The organism is Microcoleus sp. A6-C6 (assembly GCF_036705955.1).
Classification (GTDB): Bacteria; Cyanobacteriota; Cyanobacteriia; order Cyanobacteriales; family Microcoleaceae; genus Microcoleus.
Genome location: NZ_JAUBVR010000036.1, coordinates 37164 through 58620 on the forward strand (window position 1 = coordinate 37164; position 21457 = coordinate 58620).

General features: G+C 48.6%; 35 protein-coding genes. 1 reads left to right on the plus strand and 34 read right to left on the minus strand.

The genetic code is table 11. The features are described 5' to 3' along the window. Positions 1–113: 113 nt before the first annotated feature. Complete coding sequence (locus QUB52_RS16020; protein ID WP_332973929.1) at positions 114–461, minus strand: helix-turn-helix domain-containing protein; 348 nt, start codon at positions 459–461, stop codon at positions 114–116. Positions 462–526: 65 nt separating this feature from the next. Then, positions 527–874, minus strand: coding sequence for a helix-turn-helix domain-containing protein (locus QUB52_RS16025; protein ID WP_332973928.1), 348 nt, complete (start codon positions 872–874; stop codon positions 527–529). A 181-nt stretch (positions 875–1055) separates the two neighbouring features. Between QUB52_RS16025 and QUB52_RS16030 the strand changes: the two genes are divergently transcribed. Continuing rightward, complete coding sequence (locus QUB52_RS16030; protein WP_332973927.1) at positions 1056–1493, plus strand: hypothetical protein; 438 nt, start codon at positions 1056–1058, stop codon at positions 1491–1493. 15 nt (positions 1494–1508) lie between these two features. Here QUB52_RS16030 and prfA read toward each other — a convergent pair whose 3' ends face one another. From prfA to rplC, 32 genes are all read right to left on the minus strand, one after another. After that, complete coding sequence (gene prfA / locus QUB52_RS16035; protein ID WP_332973925.1) at positions 1509–2603, minus strand: peptide chain release factor 1; 1095 nt, start codon at positions 2601–2603, stop codon at positions 1509–1511. Positions 2604–2811: 208 nt separating this feature from the next. After that, entirely contained in the window at positions 2812–3108 is a 297-nt protein-coding gene (gene rpmE / locus QUB52_RS16040) for a 50S ribosomal protein L31 (RefSeq protein ID WP_265233147.1), read from the minus strand. 588 nt (positions 3109–3696) lie between these two features. Then, positions 3697–4110, minus strand: a complete 414-nt coding sequence (gene rpsI / locus QUB52_RS16045; RefSeq protein WP_194067224.1) for a 30S ribosomal protein S9 — start codon at positions 4108–4110, stop codon at positions 3697–3699. Next, a complete protein-coding gene (gene rplM, locus QUB52_RS16050) occupies positions 4110–4565 on the minus strand; it encodes a 50S ribosomal protein L13 (protein WP_265233148.1) in 456 nt (151 codons plus the stop codon). The genes rpsI and rplM overlap by 1 nt, the downstream gene beginning before the upstream one ends. Positions 4566–4780: 215 nt before the next feature. Next, positions 4781–5623, minus strand: a complete 843-nt coding sequence (gene truA / locus QUB52_RS16055) for a tRNA pseudouridine(38-40) synthase TruA (protein ID WP_332973923.1) — start codon at positions 5621–5623, stop codon at positions 4781–4783. Positions 5624–5652: 29 nt separating this feature from the next. Next, the gene (rplQ, locus tag QUB52_RS16060; protein ID WP_242719721.1) at positions 5653–6003 is read right to left on the minus strand and encodes a 50S ribosomal protein L17; all 351 of its coding nucleotides are present in this window, start codon (positions 6001–6003) and stop codon (positions 5653–5655) included. A gap of 125 nt (positions 6004–6128) precedes the next feature. Next, positions 6129–7073 (minus strand): DNA-directed RNA polymerase subunit alpha, encoded by a 945-nt coding sequence (locus QUB52_RS16065; RefSeq protein ID WP_265233276.1) that lies wholly within the window; start codon positions 7071–7073, stop codon positions 6129–6131. 174 nt (positions 7074–7247) lie between these two features. Further along, a complete protein-coding gene (gene rpsK, locus QUB52_RS16070; RefSeq protein ID WP_265233150.1) occupies positions 7248–7649 on the minus strand; it encodes a 30S ribosomal protein S11 in 402 nt (133 codons plus the stop codon). Positions 7650–7736: 87 nt separating this feature from the next. Continuing rightward, a complete protein-coding gene (gene rpsM, locus QUB52_RS16075) occupies positions 7737–8120 on the minus strand; it encodes a 30S ribosomal protein S13 (RefSeq protein ID WP_265233151.1) in 384 nt (127 codons plus the stop codon). Between the two features lie 83 nt (positions 8121–8203). Further along, positions 8204–8317: a 50S ribosomal protein L36 gene (rpmJ, locus tag QUB52_RS16080; RefSeq protein ID WP_015178722.1), complete on the minus strand. Its 114-nt coding sequence runs from the start codon at positions 8315–8317 to the stop codon at positions 8204–8206. Positions 8318–8679: 362 nt separating this feature from the next. Further along, positions 8680–8904, minus strand: coding sequence for a translation initiation factor IF-1 (gene infA / locus QUB52_RS16085; RefSeq protein WP_006276978.1), 225 nt, complete (start codon positions 8902–8904; stop codon positions 8680–8682). A gap of 292 nt (positions 8905–9196) precedes the next feature. Beyond that, positions 9197–9778, minus strand: a complete 582-nt coding sequence (locus tag QUB52_RS16090; RefSeq protein WP_265233155.1) for an adenylate kinase — start codon at positions 9776–9778, stop codon at positions 9197–9199. A 5-nt stretch (positions 9779–9783) separates the two neighbouring features. Continuing rightward, the gene (secY, locus tag QUB52_RS16095) at positions 9784–11088 is read right to left on the minus strand and encodes a preprotein translocase subunit SecY (protein WP_265233156.1); all 1305 of its coding nucleotides are present in this window, start codon (positions 11086–11088) and stop codon (positions 9784–9786) included. Between the two features lie 102 nt (positions 11089–11190). Continuing rightward, positions 11191–11637: a 50S ribosomal protein L15 gene (gene rplO, locus QUB52_RS16100; protein ID WP_265233157.1), complete on the minus strand. Its 447-nt coding sequence runs from the start codon at positions 11635–11637 to the stop codon at positions 11191–11193. Between the two features lie 144 nt (positions 11638–11781). Next, a complete protein-coding gene (gene rpsE, locus QUB52_RS16105; protein ID WP_265233158.1) occupies positions 11782–12330 on the minus strand; it encodes a 30S ribosomal protein S5 in 549 nt (182 codons plus the stop codon). 199 nt (positions 12331–12529) lie between these two features. Further along, positions 12530–12892, minus strand: coding sequence for a 50S ribosomal protein L18 (gene rplR / locus QUB52_RS16110; protein WP_265233159.1), 363 nt, complete (start codon positions 12890–12892; stop codon positions 12530–12532). Positions 12893–12894: 2 nt separating this feature from the next. Further along, positions 12895–13443 carry a 50S ribosomal protein L6 gene (gene rplF, locus QUB52_RS16115; protein ID WP_265233160.1) on the minus strand — a complete coding sequence of 183 codons (549 nt, stop codon included), beginning with the start codon at positions 13441–13443 and terminating at the stop codon, positions 12895–12897. A gap of 122 nt (positions 13444–13565) precedes the next feature. Beyond that, a complete protein-coding gene (gene rpsH / locus QUB52_RS16120) occupies positions 13566–13970 on the minus strand; it encodes a 30S ribosomal protein S8 (RefSeq protein WP_265233161.1) in 405 nt (134 codons plus the stop codon). 22 nt (positions 13971–13992) lie between these two features. Then, positions 13993–14538 (minus strand): 50S ribosomal protein L5, encoded by a 546-nt coding sequence (gene rplE, locus QUB52_RS16125; protein ID WP_265233162.1) that lies wholly within the window; start codon positions 14536–14538, stop codon positions 13993–13995. Positions 14539–14651: 113 nt separating this feature from the next. Continuing rightward, positions 14652–15014: a 50S ribosomal protein L24 gene (gene rplX, locus QUB52_RS16130; protein ID WP_265233163.1), complete on the minus strand. Its 363-nt coding sequence runs from the start codon at positions 15012–15014 to the stop codon at positions 14652–14654. 1 nt (position 15015) lies between these two features. Beyond that, a complete protein-coding gene (gene rplN, locus QUB52_RS16135) occupies positions 15016–15384 on the minus strand; it encodes a 50S ribosomal protein L14 (RefSeq protein ID WP_193973611.1) in 369 nt (122 codons plus the stop codon). A 115-nt stretch (positions 15385–15499) separates the two neighbouring features. Next, the gene (rpsQ, locus tag QUB52_RS16140; RefSeq protein WP_265233165.1) at positions 15500–15748 is read right to left on the minus strand and encodes a 30S ribosomal protein S17; all 249 of its coding nucleotides are present in this window, start codon (positions 15746–15748) and stop codon (positions 15500–15502) included. A 42-nt stretch (positions 15749–15790) separates the two neighbouring features. Further along, the gene (rpmC, locus tag QUB52_RS16145) at positions 15791–16072 is read right to left on the minus strand and encodes a 50S ribosomal protein L29 (protein WP_265233166.1); all 282 of its coding nucleotides are present in this window, start codon (positions 16070–16072) and stop codon (positions 15791–15793) included. Positions 16073–16222: 150 nt separating this feature from the next. Continuing rightward, the gene (gene rplP / locus QUB52_RS16150) at positions 16223–16645 is read right to left on the minus strand and encodes a 50S ribosomal protein L16 (RefSeq protein ID WP_265233167.1); all 423 of its coding nucleotides are present in this window, start codon (positions 16643–16645) and stop codon (positions 16223–16225) included. Positions 16646–16742: 97 nt separating this feature from the next. Next, the gene (gene rpsC / locus QUB52_RS16155) at positions 16743–17471 is read right to left on the minus strand and encodes a 30S ribosomal protein S3 (protein ID WP_265233168.1); all 729 of its coding nucleotides are present in this window, start codon (positions 17469–17471) and stop codon (positions 16743–16745) included. 193 nt (positions 17472–17664) lie between these two features. Beyond that, complete coding sequence (gene rplV / locus QUB52_RS16160; protein ID WP_265233169.1) at positions 17665–18024, minus strand: 50S ribosomal protein L22; 360 nt, start codon at positions 18022–18024, stop codon at positions 17665–17667. Positions 18025–18121: 97 nt separating this feature from the next. Then, a complete protein-coding gene (rpsS, locus tag QUB52_RS16165) occupies positions 18122–18403 on the minus strand; it encodes a 30S ribosomal protein S19 (RefSeq protein WP_265233170.1) in 282 nt (93 codons plus the stop codon). Beyond that, complete coding sequence (locus QUB52_RS16170) at positions 18309–18560, minus strand: hypothetical protein (RefSeq protein WP_265233284.1); 252 nt, start codon at positions 18558–18560, stop codon at positions 18309–18311. The genes rpsS and QUB52_RS16170 overlap by 95 nt, the downstream gene beginning before the upstream one ends. Continuing rightward, positions 18535–19398: a 50S ribosomal protein L2 gene (rplB, locus tag QUB52_RS16175; protein ID WP_265233171.1), complete on the minus strand. Its 864-nt coding sequence runs from the start codon at positions 19396–19398 to the stop codon at positions 18535–18537. Before rplB ends, QUB52_RS16170 begins: the two co-directional genes overlap by 26 nt. Positions 19399–19557: 159 nt before the next feature. After that, complete coding sequence (locus tag QUB52_RS16180) at positions 19558–19866, minus strand: 50S ribosomal protein L23 (protein WP_265233172.1); 309 nt, start codon at positions 19864–19866, stop codon at positions 19558–19560. After that, positions 19859–20491, minus strand: coding sequence for a 50S ribosomal protein L4 (gene rplD, locus QUB52_RS16185; protein ID WP_265233173.1), 633 nt, complete (start codon positions 20489–20491; stop codon positions 19859–19861). The genes QUB52_RS16180 and rplD overlap by 8 nt, the downstream gene beginning before the upstream one ends. 208 nt (positions 20492–20699) lie before the next feature. Continuing rightward, positions 20700–21335, minus strand: a complete 636-nt coding sequence (gene rplC / locus QUB52_RS16190) for a 50S ribosomal protein L3 (protein WP_265233277.1) — start codon at positions 21333–21335, stop codon at positions 20700–20702. Positions 21336–21457 lie beyond the last annotated feature (122 nt).

The window sequence follows — 21457 nt, forward strand, 5'->3', positions numbered from 1 at the left end:
ACTCTTGCCATGCTTGACAAAATACTCGTTTTGTGATATGCAAGAGGATTTTGGATTTTTAAGGGCGATCGGGATTTAGTTGTGTAAAAGGGGTGAGGGCGATCGAGCGCAACTCATTGCCCAGAAGCCACCGCAGCAGCAGCCAACCGCTCCACACCGGCTCGAACAATCACTGCTAGGTCACTCAGTGGCATACATTGAATTTTCTTAAGCAGGTCGTTGGTATTGACTGGTTCCGGCATTGGCTTGCCTTCCAGATGGGCCATCAACTCTTCCATAGTAAAGCCTGCTCTTGCGGCAATCTGAGTCAAATTTTTCGTATCCGGGAGTACCTGTCCCTTCTCCCAATACTGAACAGCAGACCCAGAGACTCCCAATAGCCTACCAAAAGCGCTAAAACTCATGGAGCCACGGGCTAGCTTCACAACCTCAACAAGTTTTTTCCTAGCTTCTGCGTCCACAGTATGAGTCACCACTTAATCAACACATAACTCAGTTTACTGCTCAATTGATTTGGACTCCAGCCTTAATCTCCAGAAACCTCAGCCGCCGCCGCGAATCTATCCGCCACAGCTCTGCCAATTAGCGCCACTTGACCCAGAGGCAAAAACTGGATTTTTTTGACAATATCGTTGATTTCTGGAGCTTCTGAAACTGCCTTGCCATCCAACAATCTCAGAAATTCTTCCAGCGTATAACCCGATCTCGCAGCGAGCTTAGCCAAGTTGTCCGTATCGGGAACCGTATCGCCTCTTTCCCAAAGCTGAACAGCAGTAGCGGAAACGCCCAAAAGCTTACCAAACGCTCGCTGACTCATTGTTCCGCGCGCTTTTCTGATAATTTCACTAAGTTTTTCTCTATTTTGGATGTTCACGACTTAAAAGCTACTCGGCTTTACCTACAAGTAAACTGGTCAATTTATAAATCATTATCATTTAATGCTTTAACACTTAACTTGCAACTATTGACATACAAGTAAGTTTAGTCTAAAATAAAAAGTATAGATATAGTTTTACTGCATCGGAGCGCCCCTCACGATCCAGGAGTCCCCAAAAATGACCAAAAGACGCAGCCAAAACACCAACAACTCACGTCGCAACCGTCAAAGCCTCACCGCCTCCGGTTGGCTCAAGCCCCAGTGCTGGCAAATTTCCAAAACGGAAGCCGCCGAAGCCCTGAAAATCCCCGTCAACCGCATCGTCAAAATCTACCCCAAACAACATCAAGTAATAGTCGTTTACCTGAACGAGAAAGGACAAAAATGTAGTTCCTTTTTCAGCTACCGATTATTTGCCAGATGGGAAAAAGAGACGATCGCAGCGATCGCCAGTTGTCGAAACCAGCAAACCCTCGCGCCCCTAGAAATAATTGTACAATACGACCTCGAACATTTCAACTATCCCGTCCAGAGCGCCGACGCAATTTGGGACACCTTACTCAACCACATCCGCCAAGTCATCAGAGACCAAAGGCAGACCCCAAAATGCGCCTAGCGCCCGATCACTCCATCAATTAATAGAAGCAGCCAACTCAGCCAAACGATCCTGCTGATCCTGAGAAATGCAAGTCTGAATAATCCCCTCAATATCCCCTTCCAAAACACTATTGAGCGAGAAATTCTCCCCCAAACGGTGGTCAGTAGCCCGATTATCCTTATAGTTGTACGTGCGAATTTTTTCCGATCGCGAACCAGTACCAACCTGAGCCAAACGCCGCGACTTCACCTCATCCTGCTGCTCCCGCAACTTAATGTCATAGAGCTTCGCGCGCAAAATCTGCATCGCCCGCTCCTTATTCTGCAACTGACTGCGCTCCTCAGTACAGAAAATCCGAATACCCGTCGGCTTGTGAAACAAATCCGCAGCAGTTTCCACCTTGTTCACGTTTTGACCACCAGCGCCGCCCGATCGAGCCGTGCTCATCTCAATATCCTTCGGATCAATGTGAATCTCCACATCATCCACCTCCGGCATCACAGCCACAGTCGCCGTCGAAGTATGAACCCTGCCGCCAGCCTCAGTCACCGGCACCCGCTGCACCCGGTGCACCCCAGCCTCAAACTTCAGCTTGCTATAAACGCTATCGCCCGTAATTTCCAGAATCACCTCTTTAAAGCCGCCCATGTCCGCCAGTGACTCGCTCACCAACTTCACCTGCCAGCCTTCAGTTTGAGCGTAGCGCGAATACAGCCGCAGCAAATCTCCCGCCCAAATACTAGCCTCATCTCCGCCAGTACCCGCGCGAATTTCCAGCATAATATTCTTGTCATCGTTCGGATCGCGCGGTAGCAGCAACACCTTCAAACGACTTTCCAAATTCTCCAGCTTCGACTCAAGTTCCTCAACTTCCATCCCGGCCATAAGCTGCATTTCTCGATCGCTCGCAGCTTCCTTAAGCACCTGCCGCGCGCCCACCAAATCTTCCTGAGTCGTTTTCCACAGATCAAAAGTATCGACCACTGCTTCTAAGGACGATCGAGCTTTTGCCACCCGTTGAAACTCCTGATTATCCCTAGCCACATCCGGGTCAGCCATGCGGCGAGTCAACTCATGAAAAGTTTGCTCTACCGACTTCAATTTATCCAGCAAATAAGATTCAGCCATTGTCAAATGTCCTCCGTCAGTTGTCAATCGATTTTAGATTTTAGATTTTAGATTTTAGACTTTAGATTTGAATAGCAGTTGGAGTAGAATCGCGATCGAACTCAACTGCCGCATTGCAACTCTTCAATCTAAAATCTAAAACCCGAGGGTGGCAAGTTGTCGTCAGCAAAAACTACTTTCAACAAACTGCGGACAATTGACAATCCGGCTACTTCTTCTTTTTGCCTTTAGCAGCATCTGATTTGGTTTCTTCCATTTTCAGAGGCCCAGAGGAAGCATCTGCCTGCGGCATTTCTACATCTGTCATGCCATATTTCCGCATAAAGCGTTCCACACGACCTTCAGTATCAATAATCTTCTGAGTGCCAGTATAAAAAGGATGATTCCCCGACCAAACATCAACTTGAAGCTTTGGTCTAGTCGAACCAACCGTCATCACGTGTTCCCCGTTGCAAAAAACCTGAGATTCGGGATACCACTCAGGGTGAATGCCAGCTTTCGCCATTTTTTTTACTCTCTAATTTTTGACTTTACAACCATTTTAGCTTTGACATCCTCTCCGGGCTAAAGCCACAGAGATTCCTCACCACGCCACAACCTACGAACAGGATGCGGTCGCTGAATGGGGTTGACGCTTCATCAAGCACAGCCTCCAAAGAGGTCTTACACGCTCTCAACGTCCATTTTGAGTCTCGAACTGCCCGCCCGCGACTAATGAAACACCATGCAATTAACTGTTTTTTTGCTTTCAGGCTGCAACGCATTGCCCTTCGGCTTCCCGGTCTTCAGAAGTCCACTCTCTACTTCGGTCTTGCAACGTACTGGAGCCTTCACTGTCCGGTGGGGGTTATGGATTAGTCCCACCCACATCGTATCAGAAAGCCGTGCTAGAAGCACGGGGCTTGAGTCCCATTTATTTGGTCATCGGACTTGCGTACTAACAACACCAGGAATTTTGTTGCCTTATATCTTTCGGAATCAGCAATCAGAAAGAGAATTGAAAAAAAAAGGAAGATAAAATCTGGATAATTTTGCCTTCTTCCTTCTTCCTTTTTCGGTTCCTGAGTGTAGTCGAACGGCTTTCTTCCTTCGATTACCGTTTCGAGTATTGAGGAGCTTTCCGAGCTTTCCGCAAACCGTACTTTTTGCGTTCTTTAGCCCGTGGGTCACGAGTCAAATAGCCTTCAGTCTTCAGAGGCTTCCGGTTGTCCGGGTCTAATTGACAAAGCGCTCTAGCGACACCCAAGCGAATCGAGTCAGCCTGACCTGTCAGCCCGCCGCCTTCGACTTTGACCAAAATATCATACTCATTTTCCAGACCCAAAGTTTCCAGAGGAGCCTTAGCAAGAGCCAAATAAGTAGGGTTGAATTGCAGGTACAAATCCCCCTCTTTACCATTGACAGTCAGTATGCCAGTGCCGGGAACCAAACGTACCCGCGCTACGGAACACTTGCGGCGACCGGTACCCCAGTACACAGCGCGGCCGGATGTATCTGTTGCTTGCATTAGTCATTTCCTCCCGGAATCGTGTGAATAATTAACTCTTCTGGTTGTTGAGCTTGGTGCGGGTGGTTAGGGCCAGCGTACACCTTCAGCTTCGTAAACAGTTGTCTGCCCAGAGAAGTGTGAGGCAGCATTCCTCGGATAGCTTCTTCAACAATTCTTTCGGGCAAACGTGCTTGCAATTTTGCAAAAGTTTCTGTTTTCATACCGCCCGGTCTACCAGAGTGGCGGCGGTAGATTTTCTGGGTACGTTTTTTCCCAGTAACAGCAATTTTGTCAGCATTGATGACAATTACGAAGTCGCCGGTATCCATTGAAGGAGTGTAAGTGGGTTTGTGTTTCCCCCGGAGGTGCGTGGCAACTTCAGTTGCCAGACGGCCCAGCCGCTGATCGGCGGCATCGACCACGTACCACTTGTGCTCTAGGGAGTCTTTAGTAGGGACGTAAGTTTTGTTCATTGGTAATTGTTAGTTGTTAGTTGTTAGTTGGCAGTTGGCAGTTGGCAGTGGTCAGTTGTTAGTTGTTAGGTGGCAATTGTCAGTTGTTATCAATTGTTAGTTGTTATCAATTGTTAGTTGTCAGTTGGCAATTGTCAGTAATTAGTTTTTTATTTTTCGTAGTTACCCACTGACCACTGACCACTGACCACTGACTACTGACCACTGACTACTGACTACTGACTAATGACTAATTTTGGCTGAGTGTCGTACCAAACATCTGGGGGAAAGGGAAATTCTGAATAGCCAACCCGCAGCAGGCATAAACCTTGAGCGGGAGCGGCGTATTTTACCATTTCTCGGCGTTCGTTGACCCAGATATCTGTGAAATTGTCGATCGGTCTTTCCCCCCGACCCACCTGCACCAGCAACCCCACCAGCAGCCGCATCATCCCGTACAGAAACCCGCTCGCCTGAACCTCAATATAGATAAGAGGCCCAGAACGGTGACACTCTGCTGCTTGTACGTCCACCCAAGAATGGGGGCGGGCAGACCCCGCGCGGTGGAAAGCCGCCAAGTGATGCCGCCCGATTAGCGGTGTCAAAGCGGCCTGAATCAAAGATTCGTCCACAGGCGCGTGGTAGCAGTGCCAAGCATAAGGACGCACAAACAAATTAGGAATCGGGTCTGTATAAAGGGTGTAGCGATAGCGCCGCCAACTGGCTGAGAACCGAGCGTGCCAGGTAGGTTCCACCTTTGCCGAAGCTCGAATTAAAATATCTTTTGCCAGTCGAGAGTTGAGAACGCTTGCCCAGCGGTGAGCCGGAATTGGGCCATCAGCATCAAAATGGGCTACTTGAGCAGCAGCGTGAACTCCCGCATCAGTTCTCCCGGCGGCGTACAGCGTTACCGGCCGTTCCAGCACATTCGATATTGTTGTTTCAATTTCTTCTTGTACTGTACGCTGGTTCGGCTGTCGCTGCCAACCGTGAAAGTCAGTGCCGAGGTATTGGATCACCAGAGCAACGCGCTGCATCGATCGGGCATTTTCGATTGGGGATTTTGGATTGTTAGTCATGAATCAAAAATCTCCAACCCAAAATTGCATTAAACCAGTTCAACGATCGCCATTTCGGAATTGTCTCCTTGACGGGGGACAGTTCGCACTACACGGGTATAGCCCCCATTGCGCGAGCCGTACCGTTCTTGGGCAGCCTCAAACAAGGCGTGCACCAACTGTTTGTCATAGATATAGCCCATAGCTTGCCGACGAGCGGCCAAGGAGCCATCTTTGGCCAAAGTAATCATCCTGTCCGCCTCTGAGCGCAGCGCTTTAGCGCGGGCAAGAGTAGTAGTGATTTTACCGTGGCGGATTAATTCGGTAGTCAGCGAACGCAGTAGGGCGCGGCGCTGGTCAGCCGGTTTGCTAAGTTGAGGAACGCGACAGCGGTGGCGCATAGCAGTTAGTAATTGGTAATTGGTAATTGGGCGTAGGGATAGTCCGCGAGTTTTGAGCCGTGAATTCTTGAACCCAAGAACTCACCCACTTAAAATTCCGAACAGCTTTACCCGTTACCCGTTGATTAACTTTTAGCTGATTTTTCCTGAGGCAAAGTTATGCCCAAGCGTTTTTGTAAAGCTTCAATCACTTCCTCTGCGGATTTCTGCCCGAAGTTCTTAATCTCGAGCAAGTCTTCTTGGGTATAATCCAATAAGTCTGCAACTGAATTAATCTGAGCCCGCTTGAGACAGTTGTAAGCCCGGACAGACAACTGTAATTCCTCGATCGGGATTTGGCTCGTAGGATCGGCCTCACCTGGGTACTCTGGTTTCAGAGAATCTTGGGTGATATCTTTGAGAGGAGCAAACAAATCTACCAAGATATGGGCAGACTGACTCAGAGCTTCTTGAGGAGTCACACTGCCATCAGTCCAGATTTCCATCACCAATCGATCTTTCTCGACAGTGCCGCCCAGCCGAGCATCTTCAACACTGTAGTTAACCTTGCGAATCGGCATAAAGATAGCGTCAATTTGGAGAAAATCCAAAGCCGACCCATCATCGCGAGTGCGGTCTACCGCTCGGTATCCGATGCCTTTTTCAATTCTGAATTCCATTTCCAGAACAGAACCCGGAGAGAGAGTCGCAATATACTGCGATTTATCGATCAATTCCACCTCAGAGGGCAAATCGAATCGATCGGCAGTAACTGTGACTGGCCCCTCAATCCGCAACCTGCCGATTTGCGGCTGCTGAGAATGAGTTTTGAGAACAACCTCCTTCATGTTCAGGAGAATTTCCAGAACATCCTCACGTACCCCTTCGATCGTGGCAAACTCGTGATTGACACCCGCGATACGCACTGAAGTTACTGCCGTTCCTTCCAGATTTGACATCAGGACTCGCCGAAGCGCGTTCCCGACAGTTGTTCCTTGACCGCGATCGAGCGGTTCCAGGACAAATTTACCGTACTGACTCCGGTCTTTGTCAGTATTAGACTCTATACATTCAATCTGAAACTGCGCCACAGAGTGACCTCCCTTTTCCACTTTGGATTTTTGATTTTGGATTTTAGATTGCAGAGCATACCCCTGAACGGATTTCGGATTTTGGATGGACGGGGCAACAGTTAGAAGCATTATTTTTTCACTTTAAGCAGTTAGCCATTATCCAAAATCTAAAATCTAAAATCTCAAATCGTTTTAGACTCTACGCCGCTTGGGAGGGCGACAGCCGTTGTGAGGAATTGGGGTAACATCTCTAATCAGGGTAATTTCTAGTCCCGCCCCTTGCAGCGCCCGAATTGCAGTTTCTCGACCTGCTCCGGGCCCGCTCACCATTACTTCTATTTGACGCATTCCCTGGTCATTGGCTCTGCGGGCTGCACTTTCTGCTGCTGTTTGAGCTGCAAAGGGAGTACCTTTTTTAGCTCCTTTAAAACCGCTGGAACCTGCTGATGCCCAGGATATTACTTCGCCGTTAAGGTCGGTAATAGTTACGATCGTATTGTTAAAGGTAGACTGGATGTAGCCTACCCCATTCGGTACGTTACGTTTTTGCTTTTTTGCACCAGATTTCTTGCCTGTCTGTTGTCGTGGCGGCATATTAGTCTCTTTATCGTTTTCATTGAAGTAGTCTCCCCAAAGGCGAGGAAACAGTCGGCAGGAACATAAATTTCCTGCAAACTGCTGTTATTTCTTGGACGGTGCTTTTTTCTTGCCCGCCACTGTACGGCGGACGCCTCGACGGGTTCTGGCGTTGGTACGGGTTCGTTGACCCCGCACCGGCAGACCCAAACGGTGACGGCGACCGCGGTAAGTCCCGATATCCATCAGGCGCTTGATGTTCATTGACTCCCAGCGCCGGAGGTCTCCTTCGATTTGGTAGGTGCTTTCTACGTGAGCCCGTAGAATGGTCACGTCGGCCTCTGTTAAATCCTTGACGCGAGTGTCAGGATTGACGCCTGTTGCAGCGATAATTTTTTGGGCCCGCGACAGGCCTATTCCGTAAATGTATGTCAGACCTATTTCGACGCGCTTATCGCGTGGAAGGTCTACCCCGGCAATCCGTGCCACACTTTTTGTCTCCCTAGTTTTCCTGTTTGGCTACAATGTTGAATTAGGCAGCACCTGTGTGCAGATCCCAATCTTCCTGTTTTCTAACCTTGGCGCTGTTTGTGTTTCGGGTTAGTGCATATCACCATCACTCGACCGCGACGGCGGATGACGCGACATTTTTCACAAATTTTTTTGACAGATGCTCGAACTTTCATCTTTCTTCCTGCCTGGAGAACCCCGCTCTACCGGAGAGCAGGCACGCTGGCCCGTAGAGCGGTGGGAGGAGAGGCTGGGCAAGGTGTAGACCTCTCCTCGATTAAATTGTATAAAGTGCGGGTTGTTTTATGAAGGAGCTCGCTTGGACCCACTCCCATTGCTGGGTAAAGTTCGCCTGCACAAAAATGTGGACGAGCGATACTTAAACGGCGTAGCAATGACTTAACCCGGTACGCCGCTGGGTTGTTGACGGCCTTCTCGGCAACACTACAAACGTAGCATTATAGCATAAATTTGAAGCTTTTTACCAAATTCTCTCTAATTAAACTTAGAATTAGTTTTTAGAAAGTTTTATCTAAGCCTATTTTTTCCGAAGGCGATAAGTAATCCTGCCTTTGGTCAAGTCGTAGGGAGTTAATTCAACTTTGACGCGATCGCCAGGCAGAATTTTGATGTAGTTGCGGCGGATCTTACCGGAAATGTGAGCTAGAACGTTAAACCCATTATCTAGGTCAACGCGAAACATCGCATTCGGCAGTGATTCCGTCACTGTCCCTTCCATTTCAATTAAATCTTGCTTAGACAATTTGGTATTTACCTCAACTCTACATTTGATTAACTAGGAGTGTCCCGGCGTTTGCTTCAAAACCTATTTACAAAGCAGGAGTCGAAGGGGCACGGGGCAATAATTCGGGTAACTCGATCGACTGCTTGACTTAATTAACCGATCGCTTCAGCTTTACTGGAGTAAAGTTGTGGCAAGTAGTATCGAGTTCAATCCTGTTTCTAGCAACCCTCACCAAACCCTATAGCACAAAAAGCTCCTAGTTAACACATCTTAGCAAAAGCTTGTAAGTAACAAGCCCTATTGAGAGGGTTCAAGAGTCGCCAGAGAGAGCTTGTTGCAGTTCTGCGGTGACTACTTCCATATCGCGATCGCCATCAACCGCAACCAACTGTTCGCGGGCGCGGTAAAAAGCAATTAAAGGCTCAGTTTGCTCGCGATAAACTTGCAACCGACGGCGGATCGTCTCCTCATTGTCATCCTGGCGCCCCCGCGACAGCAGGCGAGCCACCAAAATGTCGTCAGGTACGTCCAAATTGACAGCTCTGAGAGCGCAGTCCTTACCAGACGTTCCCCCAGCACCGCTAACATCACAGAGTAGTTTGTCAAAAAACGCTGCTTGTGGCACAGTGCGGGGAAATCCGTCTAGAATCCAGCCAGAACTAGCATCTGGTTGATTCATGCGTTCTTGTACGATATCCATCAATAACTGGTCGGGAACCAAATCACCAGCATCCATGTAGGCTTGGGCTTTTAAACCCAAGGGAGTTTTCGCTACCACGCAGGCGCGGAGGATGTCACCCGTAGAAATGTGGGGTATTTTCCAGAGAGCGGCTAAAACCTGAGCCTGAGTTCCCTTTCCTGCCCCTGGAGGCCCCATAAAAATCAGTTGCATTGCGATTACTTCACCATTCCTTCATATCGCTGGGAGATGACGTAAGTTTGAATTTGCTTAGCCGTTTCGATCGCCACACCCACTAGAATTAGTAGGGAAGTTGCACCAAACCCTCTAAAAGTTTGGACGCCGATCGCACTTTCTACAGCCGTTGGTACAATGGCCACCAGACCGAGAAAAATCGCTCCCAAGAAAGTCAAACGGTTCAAAACCTTCTCCACATAATCGCTGGTTTTCTGACCAGGACGAATTCCAGGGATGCTGGCGCCCATTTTCTTCAAGTTCTGAGACATATCTACGGGGTTGACAATCAACGAAGCGTAAAAATAGCTGAAGAACAGAATCAAAGTCAGATAAAACAGCGCGTAAGCCCAAGGCGCCGGGCCGTTCGGACTCAACACATTAGCAACTTGAACCAAAAACGGCTGATTGAGAGACTGAGCGAGGAAAGAAGGCACAATCAACACCGAAGATGCAAAAATAATCGGCATCACTCCGCCTTGATTTAAGCGCAGGGGTAGATAACTGCGACTCTCCCGATAAACCTTGCGACCGACTTGGCGACGGGCAGAAATAATCGGAATGCGACGAGTACCTTCCTGAACAAAAACAATCCCGACAATCGTCACCAAAAAGACCAGCAGCAGAACCACTACACGGCCGACAACTTGCGTGTCGCCACTTTGAGCCAACTCAAACGTTTGTCCCAAAGAACGCGGCAAAACCGACACAATGTTGATAAATATCAACAGCGAGGCTCCGTTCCCAATACCTCGTTCCGTCACCACTTCCGATATCCACATCACAAACATCGAGCCGGCTGTGAGAGCCAAAGCTGTTTGTGGGATGAAAAAAGGTCCCGGAGATTGAGCAAAAGGACTGACCCAAATCGCAATGCCAACGCTTTGCAGAATAGCCCAGCCCAAAGAAACGTAGCGAGTAATTTGAGAAATCTTGCGTCGCCCTGCTTCTCCATCATTTTTCTGCATATCTTCTAAACTGGGCAGAGCCGCAGTTAGAAGTTGCACGATAATTGAAGCATTAATGTAGGGCAAAATCCCCAGCGCGAAAATCCCCAAAGCTGATAGCCCACCTCCTGAAAACAAGTCCAAAAAGCCAATTAAAGGGCTGTTTTGGACGTTTTGGGCAAAGGCGGCGCGATCGATGCCGGGGACTGGCAAGTGGACACCCAGGCGCACTAAAATCAATAAGCCAATGGTGACGAGGATGCGGCCCCGCAGACCAGCTGCTTGAGCCATCTGCATGAATGTCTCTTGTGCAGTTGGCGCTTTTTCTCTACTAACGTCCATAGTTACGATTTTGGATTTTAGATTTGGGATTTTCGACTAAATGATTTTCTGATAGCCAGCTTGAGGATTTGAGATTTGGACATCTTCTCAAACCTCAAATCTTCATGCAATTAATTCGCAACTTCCGCCGGCGGCTTCAATTTTGGTGCGAGCACCTGCGGTAAAAGCCTTGGCGCGCACTTGCAAAGCCACATTCAATTCGCCATCTCCTAATATTTTCAGCGGCCCATCGTCTGTCGTGACAATTTTTGCTTGAATCAAAGAGGTGAGAGTAACTTCTGTGTTTGCTGGCAAGGATGCTAATTTACTTACATTAATGATAGTGTACTCTTTGCGGTTCACTAAAGGGAAGCTTTTCAGCTTGGGCAGGCGACGATAAAGAGGATTTTGACCACCTTCAAAACCGGGTCTAGTGCCACTACCGGCTCTAGCTTTTTGACCGCGCATCCCTTTACCGGAGCTCGCGCCTTGACCGGCAGAAATACCTCTGCCTAAGCGTCGGGGGCGCTTTTGGGAGCCTGCTTTGGGTCGGGCGTCTTGCAATCTCATAGTTTTAGTAATTGGTAATTGGTAATTGGTATTTAGAGAGCGGGTGCGCAGTAGTTTTGAGTGCGTGAGTTTTGAGTTGCGGATTTTTGATTCTCAACGCCAACACTTAACACTCAAAACTTACGGTTTCCCATGCTCTATGCCCTAACCGTAGAGGTTTTCTACTGGAATTCCGCGTTCTTGAGCAACTTCGGACAAGGTGCGGAGGGTGGAGAGGGCGTTGACTGCTGCTCTGGCGTTGTTTAAGGGGTTTCCGGAACCTAGCTGTTTGGCTAAGATGTTGCGGACTCCTGCTAGTTCGAGAACAGTTCGCACTGCTCCCCCTGCAATTACGCCGGTTCCGGGTGCTGCCGGACGCATCATTACTTTGGCTCCGCCACCTGCACCGTTGATCGGGTGAGGGATGGAGTTAGCTTTGGTGAGGGGGACTTCAATTAGGTGCTTTTTGCCGTCAGCAACGCCTTTTTTAACGGCACCGATTACGTCGCTAGCTTTGCCGACTCCCACTCCAACTTGACCGCGTTCGTTGCCGATGATGACTATGGCGCGGAAGCTGAGTTTTTTACCACCTTTGACTACTTTGGTAACGCGACGAATCTGAACAACCCGTTCTTGCCATTCGGATTCTTTTTCGCGCCCTTTGTTGTTACTGCTGCTTTTTTTCTTGTTGCGCTGTTCTTTTTGTTCTGCCATAGTTTTGTGTTGTGGGAATTGAAGATTGCTAACTGGTTGTTGGCAAGTAGAAATTAACAATTAGGAATTCAGAATTTTGTTCTCGATTGTTTCTTCTTTCTTTATCTAAAAAAATAAGAATTTGATTCGAGATTCGAGATTCCTGATTCCTGCTATCCGTTACATCCGTTACACAATCCGTTGCCGAACTTCCTGCTTCCTAAAATTCTAACCCGGCTTCGCGAGCTGCATCTGCGAGGGCTTTGACGCGACCGTGATAGAGGTTGCCTCCGCGATCGAAGACGACTTTAGCTATGCCAGCGCTGGAACAGCGTTTGGCAATCAACTGACCGACTTGGACGCTCGCGGAGCAGTTGCTGCCAGAACTGAGATCTGACTTCAGTTCTGGGTCGAGGGTTGACGCAGCAGCCAAAGTGTGCTGTGCCGTGTCGTCGATTACTTGAGCGTAGATGTGATTGGACGATCGAAATACCGCTAATCTGGGACGTTCGGCGGTGCCGAATACCTTGCGCCGCACGCGGCGGTGTCTGCGGTGGACTGATTCTTTGCGAGTAAGCTTCATGTTTACTTCTTACCTGTTTTGCCTGTTTTACCAGCTTTGCGACGGACGACTTCGCCGCTGTAGCGAATGCCTTTGCCCTTGTAAACTTCGGGCGGACGCACCGCGCGGATGCGGGCTGCTGTGTTGCCTACGAGTTCTTTGTCAATGCCGGAGACAATGACGTTGGTGTTGCCTTCAACTGCCACTGTGATGCCTTCTGGAGGGGGCATTTCAACTGGCTTACTGTAACCGACGTTTAAAATCAGGTTCCGTCCTTGAACCTGTGCCCGATAACCTGTGCCGATAATTTCTAGGCGACGCTGAAAACCTGCGGAGACACCTTCGACCATGTTGGCGACTAGGGTGCGGCAGAGGCCGTGCAGTTGTCTGGCGACGCGAGATTCGTCTCGGCGGGTAACGAGTAAAGTCTCACCTTCGAGTCCCATGACGATTTCGGCTGGGATTACTCGGGAAAGTTCACCTTTAGGGCCTTTGACGGCTACTTTTTGACCGTCTAGGGTGATGGTGACTTTGGTGGGGATGCTAATCGGACGCTTGCCAATTCGCGACATATTTTTTTGTCCTTTGTTTTTAGTTATTAGTCCTTGATTATTAGCCTTTAGTTATTAGTCCTTAGTGATTGATTCTTGAGTCTGTTTCCAATGACCAGTGACTAATGACTAATGACTAATGACTACCAAACATAACAAAGCACTTCACCGCCCAAACCTTGGCGTCGGGCTTCTCTATCGGTCATAATGCCGCTGGAGGTGGAGATAATGGCAATGCCAATTCCTCCTAATACTCTGGGCAGTTCTTTGCGGTTCGAGTAAACGCGAAGTCCTGGTTTGCTGACTCGCTTAAGTGCCGTGATAATGGGCTTGCGAGTTTTACCTTTGTACTTTAAAGAAAGCACTATAGTTCGCTTAATCCCTTCTGGTTCTGCTTCTTCAAATTCGCTGATAAAGCCTTCGTTTTTGAGAACTTGGGCGATGCTACGGGTCATTTTTGTAGCTGGAATCTGTGTTGTTTGGTGGCGCGCCATGCAAGAATTGCGAATGCGCGTCAACATATCTGCTATGGTATCGTTAGCTGCCATCTTTTGCTTCTTACTCTAGTGCTTAGTTGTCCCGGAACGGCATTCCCATTTCTTTAAGCAAGGCACGTCCTTCTTCGTCGGTATTTGCTGTGGTGATAATTGAAATGTCCATGCCTCGAATTTGATCGATGCGGTCATATTCTATTTCTGGAAAGATTAGCTGTTCTCTCAGACCCAAGCTGTAGTTGCCGCGCCCGTCAAAGCTTTTGGGACTGATGCCGCGGAAGTCGCGGATGCGGGGGAGTGCGAGGTTGATCAGCCGATCGAGAAAATCGTACATCCGATCGCCACGCAGCGTTACCATCACGCCGACTGGTACTCCTTTGCGGATTTTGAAGCCTGCGATCGCCTTTTTCGCCCGCGTCACCACGGGTTTTTGCCCGGTGATGATGGCAATTTCGCTGAGCGACGAATCGAGTGCCTTAGCATTTTGAGATGCTTCTCCCAAACCGCGGTTCACGGTAACTTTGACGAGTTTGGGAACCTGATGGATATTAGTATATTGAAACTGATCCATCAGTTTCGGAACGATTTTTCCTTGATAAAGAACTTTGAGTTTGTCCGGCATAGTTTTTGTGTTTCGTTAACTGTCCCTGGGCTTGGTCAGGGAATTGTTCTTTGTCAGTTGTCAGTTGTTAGTTGCCAGTTGTTAGTTGCCAATTAATGACTAAGGACTAATGACTAATTATCCAGAATTTCTCCGGTTTTTTTGAGTTGTCGCAGTTTACGGCCATCCTCACTAAATGTATAGCAGACGCGGCTGGCGATTTTCTCTTTTTCGGAATAGTGCATCACATTTGAGCTGTGAATGGGAGCCTCAAATGTGACGATTTTTCCCGATTCCCCTTCTTGTTGGGGCTTGACGTGCTTGGTTCTGATATTTACGCCTTTAACAATTACTTTGCTGACTTTAGGATATGTCTTTAAGATTTCTCCGACTTTTCCTTTCTCTTTGCCAGTAATTATTTGCACGGTGTCGCCTGCTTTGACGTGCATTCTGTAGCGCTGCGGCTCGCTAGTTGGTTTACCCTTTTTTCCGTACATTTTAAAGTACCTCTGGGGCTAAGGAAACGATTTTAGTAAAGTTTTTGTCGCGGAGTTCGCGGGCGACTGGCCCGAAAACGCGAGTGCCTTTGGGGTTGCCTTCGGGATTGATAATCACGGCGGCGTTGTCGTCAAAACGAATGCTCATGCCGCTGTCGCGACGTAAAGCTTTGCGGGTTCTGACAATAACGGCTCTGACGACATCGGATTTTTTGACTGCCATATTGGGGATGGCGTCTTTGACGACGGCAATGATGACATCGCCGACTCCGCCGTAACGGCGGTTGCCGCCTCCCAATACGCGGATGCACATGAGCTTACGAGCTCCGCTATTGTCGGCGACATTGAGGTATGTCTGGGGTTGAATCATGGTGATTGGGGAAAAGGTAATTTGATGCTTACTAACTGCTAACTGCTAATTGCTAATGGATGGTCGATCGCTGGAGAAAGCCGATCGCACTACGCGAGCAATTAGAAATTAACTGTTAGCCATTTTTTGCACCGAAAATCTCAGCAACCATCCAGCGTTTGGTTTTGCTCAAGGGGCGAGTTTCGGTGATGCGGACGCGATCGCCCGATTTGCACTTATTCTCTTCGTCGTGAGCTTTGTAGCGCTTGGTGCGGACTACAATTTTGCCGTATTTGGTGTGGGAAGAGCGGTTTTCGATTGCTACCACGACGGTTTTATCCATCTTGTCGCTGACTACTACGCCAACTCGTTCTTTAACTGCCATAGCTACCTATCTTTGTTGTGCGATTGAGTTTTTTTGAGCTGCTCACTCTGGGCTGACTTCGGTTGGAGCTGCTTCTGCGGCTGCTTGAGATGCGGCTAATTTTTCAGCAGTAGCTTGTGCATCAGCAGCGACTTGGCGCTCGCGTTCAACTGTCATCAATTGAGCGACGCGGTGTTTGGCGTGCTTGAACAGGTGAGGCTTTTCCATGCGGCCAGTAGCTTGCTGAAGCCGCAATTCCATTAGTTGGCGCTTGACGGCTAAAATTTGCTCTGCTAGTGCTGCATCGCTTAATTCTCTAGCTTCTTTAATCTTGGGCAAAGACATAATTGTGTGCTTTCTCGTTAGCGGTCTAGTGACGACAGAATTGTCTAAATCCTGAAGGTCGAAGGACAGAAAAGTGATGAATGGCAGATTTTAAATTGCTGTAGCCCTTTAAAATTTTAACCAATGCCGACCTAATTCTACCTTCGATTATCACGATGACGGGTCTTCCGCGCGGGTGATGAACTTGGTTTTAATCGGTAATTTGAAAGATGCTAAACGCATTGCTTCGCGGGCAATTTCTTCGGTTACACCACCAATTTCAAACATAATCCGGCCGGGTTTGACCACGGCTACCCAAAACTCAGGTGCGCCTTTACCGGAACCCATCCGGGTTTCTGCTGCGCGCTGGGTGACTGGTTTGTCGGGAAAAATGCGAATCCAGATTTTGCCGCCCCGGCGAATATAGCGGGTCATGGCGCGCCGTCCGGCTTCTATTTGGCGGGAAGTGATCCAGGCGGGTTCGATCGCTTGGAGTGCGAAGTCGCCAAAGCTAACTGAGTTGCCGCGGGTGGCAATACCGCTCATTCGCCCGCGCTGTTGTTTGCGGAATTTTGTTCTTTTAGGGCTTAACATGGCTAGGGAATTCAGTAATTGGTAATCGGTATAGCAGACAGCACGAACTTACTCGCCCTTCGCTGTCAACTGTCAACTGTCAACTGTCAATTGACTGTTAGCCTTCGTTCGATCGATCTTCAAAGTTCTGACGGCGGCGCTTTTGTTTAGTCCGGGGCACTGCTGCATTCGGTGCGGATTCTTGTTCCTGTCCGGGAATAATTTCGCCTTTGAATACCCAAACTTTAATACCCAGAATACCGTAGATGGTTTGAGCGGTGCAGTAGGAGTAGTCGATGTCGGCCCGCAGCGTGTGCAAGGGGACTCGGCCTTCGCGCGTCCATTCGGTACGGGCGATTTCTGCGCCGTTGAGGCGTCCGCTGACTTGAATTTTGATGCCTTGGACGCCGACTTTTTGAGCGCGGGTGATTGCTTGGCGGACTACTCGGCGGAAGGATACGCGCCGTTCTAGTTGCTGGGCGATGTATTCTGCGATCAGCGTGGCATCTGCATCTACTCGTTGAACTTCGACGACGTTGATGCGAATTTGGCGATTGCTGCCAAGTTGTTGTTGCAAACCGACGCGCAAGGTTTCGATACCTGCTCCGCCGCGGCCTACGACAACGCCCGGTCTGGCGGTGAATACTTCTAGGTCGATTTGATCGGCTTTGCGTTCAATTCTGACCGAAGAAATGCCAGCATTGCTGAGGGTTTTGCGGACGTACTTGCGAATTTTGAAGTCTTCTTGCAAGAGTTCTGGATAGTTTTTCGGGTCAGCAAACCAGCGAGAGCGGTGCTCTTGGGTAATGCCGAGGCGAAAACCAATTGGATGTATTTTTTGGCCCATAATATTTGATGAGTTAATTGGTAATTGGTAATTGGTAACAGGGAAGGAAGAAGGAAGAAGGAAGAAGGAAGAAGAAAGAAGTAAAAAACAACTGTCTGCCACTCCGTGATTTCCGTGCCTTGAAGAAAAGTAATTGGTGATTACCTATTTTTTCTACTTTAAGCTGTTTATTACCTATTACGTTTTCCCTGGTTTAGTCTTCTGCGATCGGAGCAACTATTACCGTAATGTGGCAAGTTGGCTTGCGGATTTGGTAGGCGCGACCTTGAGCGCGTGGTCTAAAGCGTTTGAGGACTGGGCCTTGGTCTGCGTAAGCTTGAGAGACTACGAGCTTGCTTTTGTCCAATCCTGCGTTGTGTTCGGCGTTGGCTACTGCCGATCGCAAAACTTTGACAATTGGTTCGCAGGCGCGGTAGGGCATGAATTCGAGTAAAATCAGCGCTTCTTGGTAGCTTTTGCCGCGAATTTGGTCGAGGACTCGGCGCACTTTGAAGGGCGATGTTCGGATGTAACGGGCGATCGCCTTAATTTCGGATGTGGTATCTATAGCCATTTCGATTTGGGTAATTGGTAAATGGTAATTGGGGAAAAGGTAATTGGTAATTGGGGAAAAGTTTTTCCGCTTACCTATTACCTGTCACCTAATTAGGCTATCTTTTGGCCTTTTTATCACCACTTTTCGCGTGACCTCTAAAGGTGCGAGTGGGGGAGAATTCTCCGAGTTTGTGACCGACCATTTGGTCTGTCAGGTAGACTGGGACGTGCTGTTTGCCGTTGTGAACTGCGATCGTGTGACCTACCATTTGGGGCAGGATTGTGGAAGATCGCGACCAAGTTTTAATTACTTGTTTTTGGCCTGCGGCATTGAGCTTTTCGATCTTTGTCATCAGATGATCTGCGACAAACGGGCCTTTTTTTAACGATCGAGACATGATTTTGGTAATTAGTAATTAGTAGTTGGAATTGAATTGGGAAGAAAGTTGCAGGAATAAAAGAGCACGGAAAACTTTTTCGTTGTTCCTTCTTCCTTCTTCCTTCTTCCTTCTTCCTTCTTCCTTCTTCCTTAACTTTGTCTGCCGCCCTTGCCACGCTTGGAAGATTTGCGGCGGCGCCGAACGATTAAAGAGTCGCTGCGCTTGTTCTTGCTTCGAGTCTTGGCACCCAATGCTGGTTTTCCCCAAGGACTGACTGGCCCTGGACGCCCGATGGGCGCTCTGCCCTCGCCACCACCGTGCGGGTGATCTACCGGGTTCATGGCACTACCACGAACTGTTGGTCTGCGGCCTTTCCAGCGGGTGCGACCGGCTTTACCGAGGCTGACGTTTCTCGCGTCTGTGTTGCCAACTTGACCGATCGTAGCGTAGCAGTCGGCGCGGACTTTGCGTTGTTCACCGGATGGCAGTTTGAGGGTGACGTAGGTACCTTCTTTTGCCATTAGCTGAGCGCTGGAGCCTGCGGAACGGACGATTTGTCCGCCTTTACCTGGTACTAGCTCGACGTTGTGGATGCTGGTACCGAGGGGAATGTTTTTCAGGGGTAGGGCGTTGCCGATTTCGATCGGCGCGTCTGGGCCTGAGACAATTACTGTACCGACGTTTAAGTTGAGCGGGTGCAGAATGTACCGTTTTTCGCCGTCTTTATAGAACAGGAGGGCGATGCGGGCGTTGCGGTTGGGGTCATACTCGATCGCCTTGACAGTAGCAGGAATGCTGTGTTTGTCGCGGCGGAAGTCGATCGTTCTATAAAGCCGTTTGTGACCGCCTCCCCGGTGGCGACAGGTAATGACGCCTCGGTTGTTGCGGCCTTGTTTGGTGTGCTTGTTGCTGGTTAGAGACTTTTCTGGTTCTGATCTCGTAATTTCAGCAAAGTCCGAGACGGTCTTTTCTCGGGTACTAGAGGTATAAGGTCGGTAAGAACGAATGCCCATAATCGATTTTAGATTTTAGATTTTAGACTTGGGATTTTGGACTTTGCGGTTTTAGATTTTAGATTTGGGATTAATCAGTTAACTTGCCAGTTTCCTAGATGGGGAATTTGCACTAGCTAACTGCAATTCTTTAATCTAAAATCTAAAATCCAAAATTGGCTAAACTTCTGGGAATAGGAGTTTGCGGATCGAGTCTCCGTCTAGCAAAGTGACGGTTGCTCGCTTGTAACAAGGTTTAAAACCGACGAATTTACCAACTCGACGCTTTTTGCGCGGCGGGTTTTGGGTGTTGACAGCGGTGACTTTAACCTTAAATAGCTCTTCGATTGCAGCTTTGATTTGAGGTTTGGTCGCTTTCGGGGCTACGTCGAATGTGAATTGATTTAATTCCATCATTCGGGTAGCTTTCTCGGTGAGAATCGGACGCTGGATCAAATCTGCGTAGTCGCGGGGGTCGATTTTACTCACCGTAAATCTCCTGAATTTTAGCTATGGCTGTAGATGTAACGATAATTTTGTCAGCCGCAAGAACGTCGTAAACATTCAGGGAAGTTGCCAAGATGACGTTGACTAATTCGATGTTGCGTCCTGACAAGTAAACGTTGAGTTGCGGTTCTGGCAAGATTAACAGAACTTTTTTATTGGAGTCGATACCCCAACGGGCGATCGCACTCAGCAGTTCTTTGCTTTTCGGTCTCGGAAATTGCTCTGCAAATTCTTCAACCACAATCATGTCTTCGGTACGACTGAAGAATGCTGTCCGCAAAGCGAGACGGCGTTCCTTCTTGTTCATTTTGACTTCAAAGTCTCTCGGTTTTGGCCCGAAGATGACACCGCCGCCACGCCACAGTGGAGAACGGATCGAACCTGCTCTGGCTCGGCCGGTACCTTTTTGACGCCAGGGTTTGCGGCCACCGCCTCTGACTTCCGCTCTCGTTTTGGTGCAAGCATTGCCTTGACGGGCGTTATTCATTTGCCGCGTCAATGCTCTGTGAACAACGTGAGACGCATTTTCTTCTTTGGCTACGCGAAGCTCTAAAGTTGTTTCTCCAACTTCTTCGCCTTGCCAATTTCGCACTACACAGTTAACCATATCTTTTGTCCTTTGTCGCTTTGTGTTTGTTGTCTGTTTTTGAGTTTTCTGTTGTCTGTTTTTAGTTGTCTGTTGTCTGTTGTCTGTTATTAGCTCTTAGTTTTCAGCTTTTAGTTCTTAGTTATTGCTGACTGCTAACCGCCAACTAATGACTAATGACTGCTGACTACTGACTACTGACTACTGACTACTGACTACTGGCTACTGACTAACGTCCTACTTTTTTCTCAGGCACAACATTGACTAAAGCGCCAGCTTTTCCGGGAACTGCTCCCTTAATTAGCAACAGATTCTGCTCTGTATCCACCCGGACAATTGTGAGTTTGCGGACGGTGACTTGAACGTTGCCCATACGTCCCGCCATTCTTTTACCGGGATAAACACGACCGGGAGTTGTTCCAGGCCCGATCGATCCAGGTTCGCGGTGATTTTTAGAACCGTGAGACATGGGGCCTCGTTTAAAGTTGTGGCGCTTTTGAAAGCCTGCAAAACCTTTACCGATGCTTGTACCGATGACATCTACTATCTGTCCCGGTGTAAAGGCATCAGCGTTTAGCTGTTGGCCTAATTCAAAGGAACTGGTGTCTTCCAAGCGGTATTCCTGCAAGTGGCGCAATGGATTCGCCCCCGACTTGGCAAGATGTCCCAATTCTGGCTTGTTGAGAGCCTTTGGTTTGACTTCACTGTATCCAATCTGAATGGCACCGTAGCCATCAGTTTGTTTTGTTTTGATTTGAGTTACTGTACAAGGCCCTGCTTGTATGACGGTGACGGGGATTGCTCTCCCTTCAGCGTCAAACACTTGAGTCATGCCTAGTTTAGTGCCAAGAATGCCTACAGACACGGATTTTTCTTCCTTTTGTTTACGCAAGAGGTTTCGGATTACGAAGTTTACGTCAATCCGCTTGCTCTTGTGCAGAAACATCTATTTCAGTGTTTCCGCAATTAACTGTTATCAACCAACAG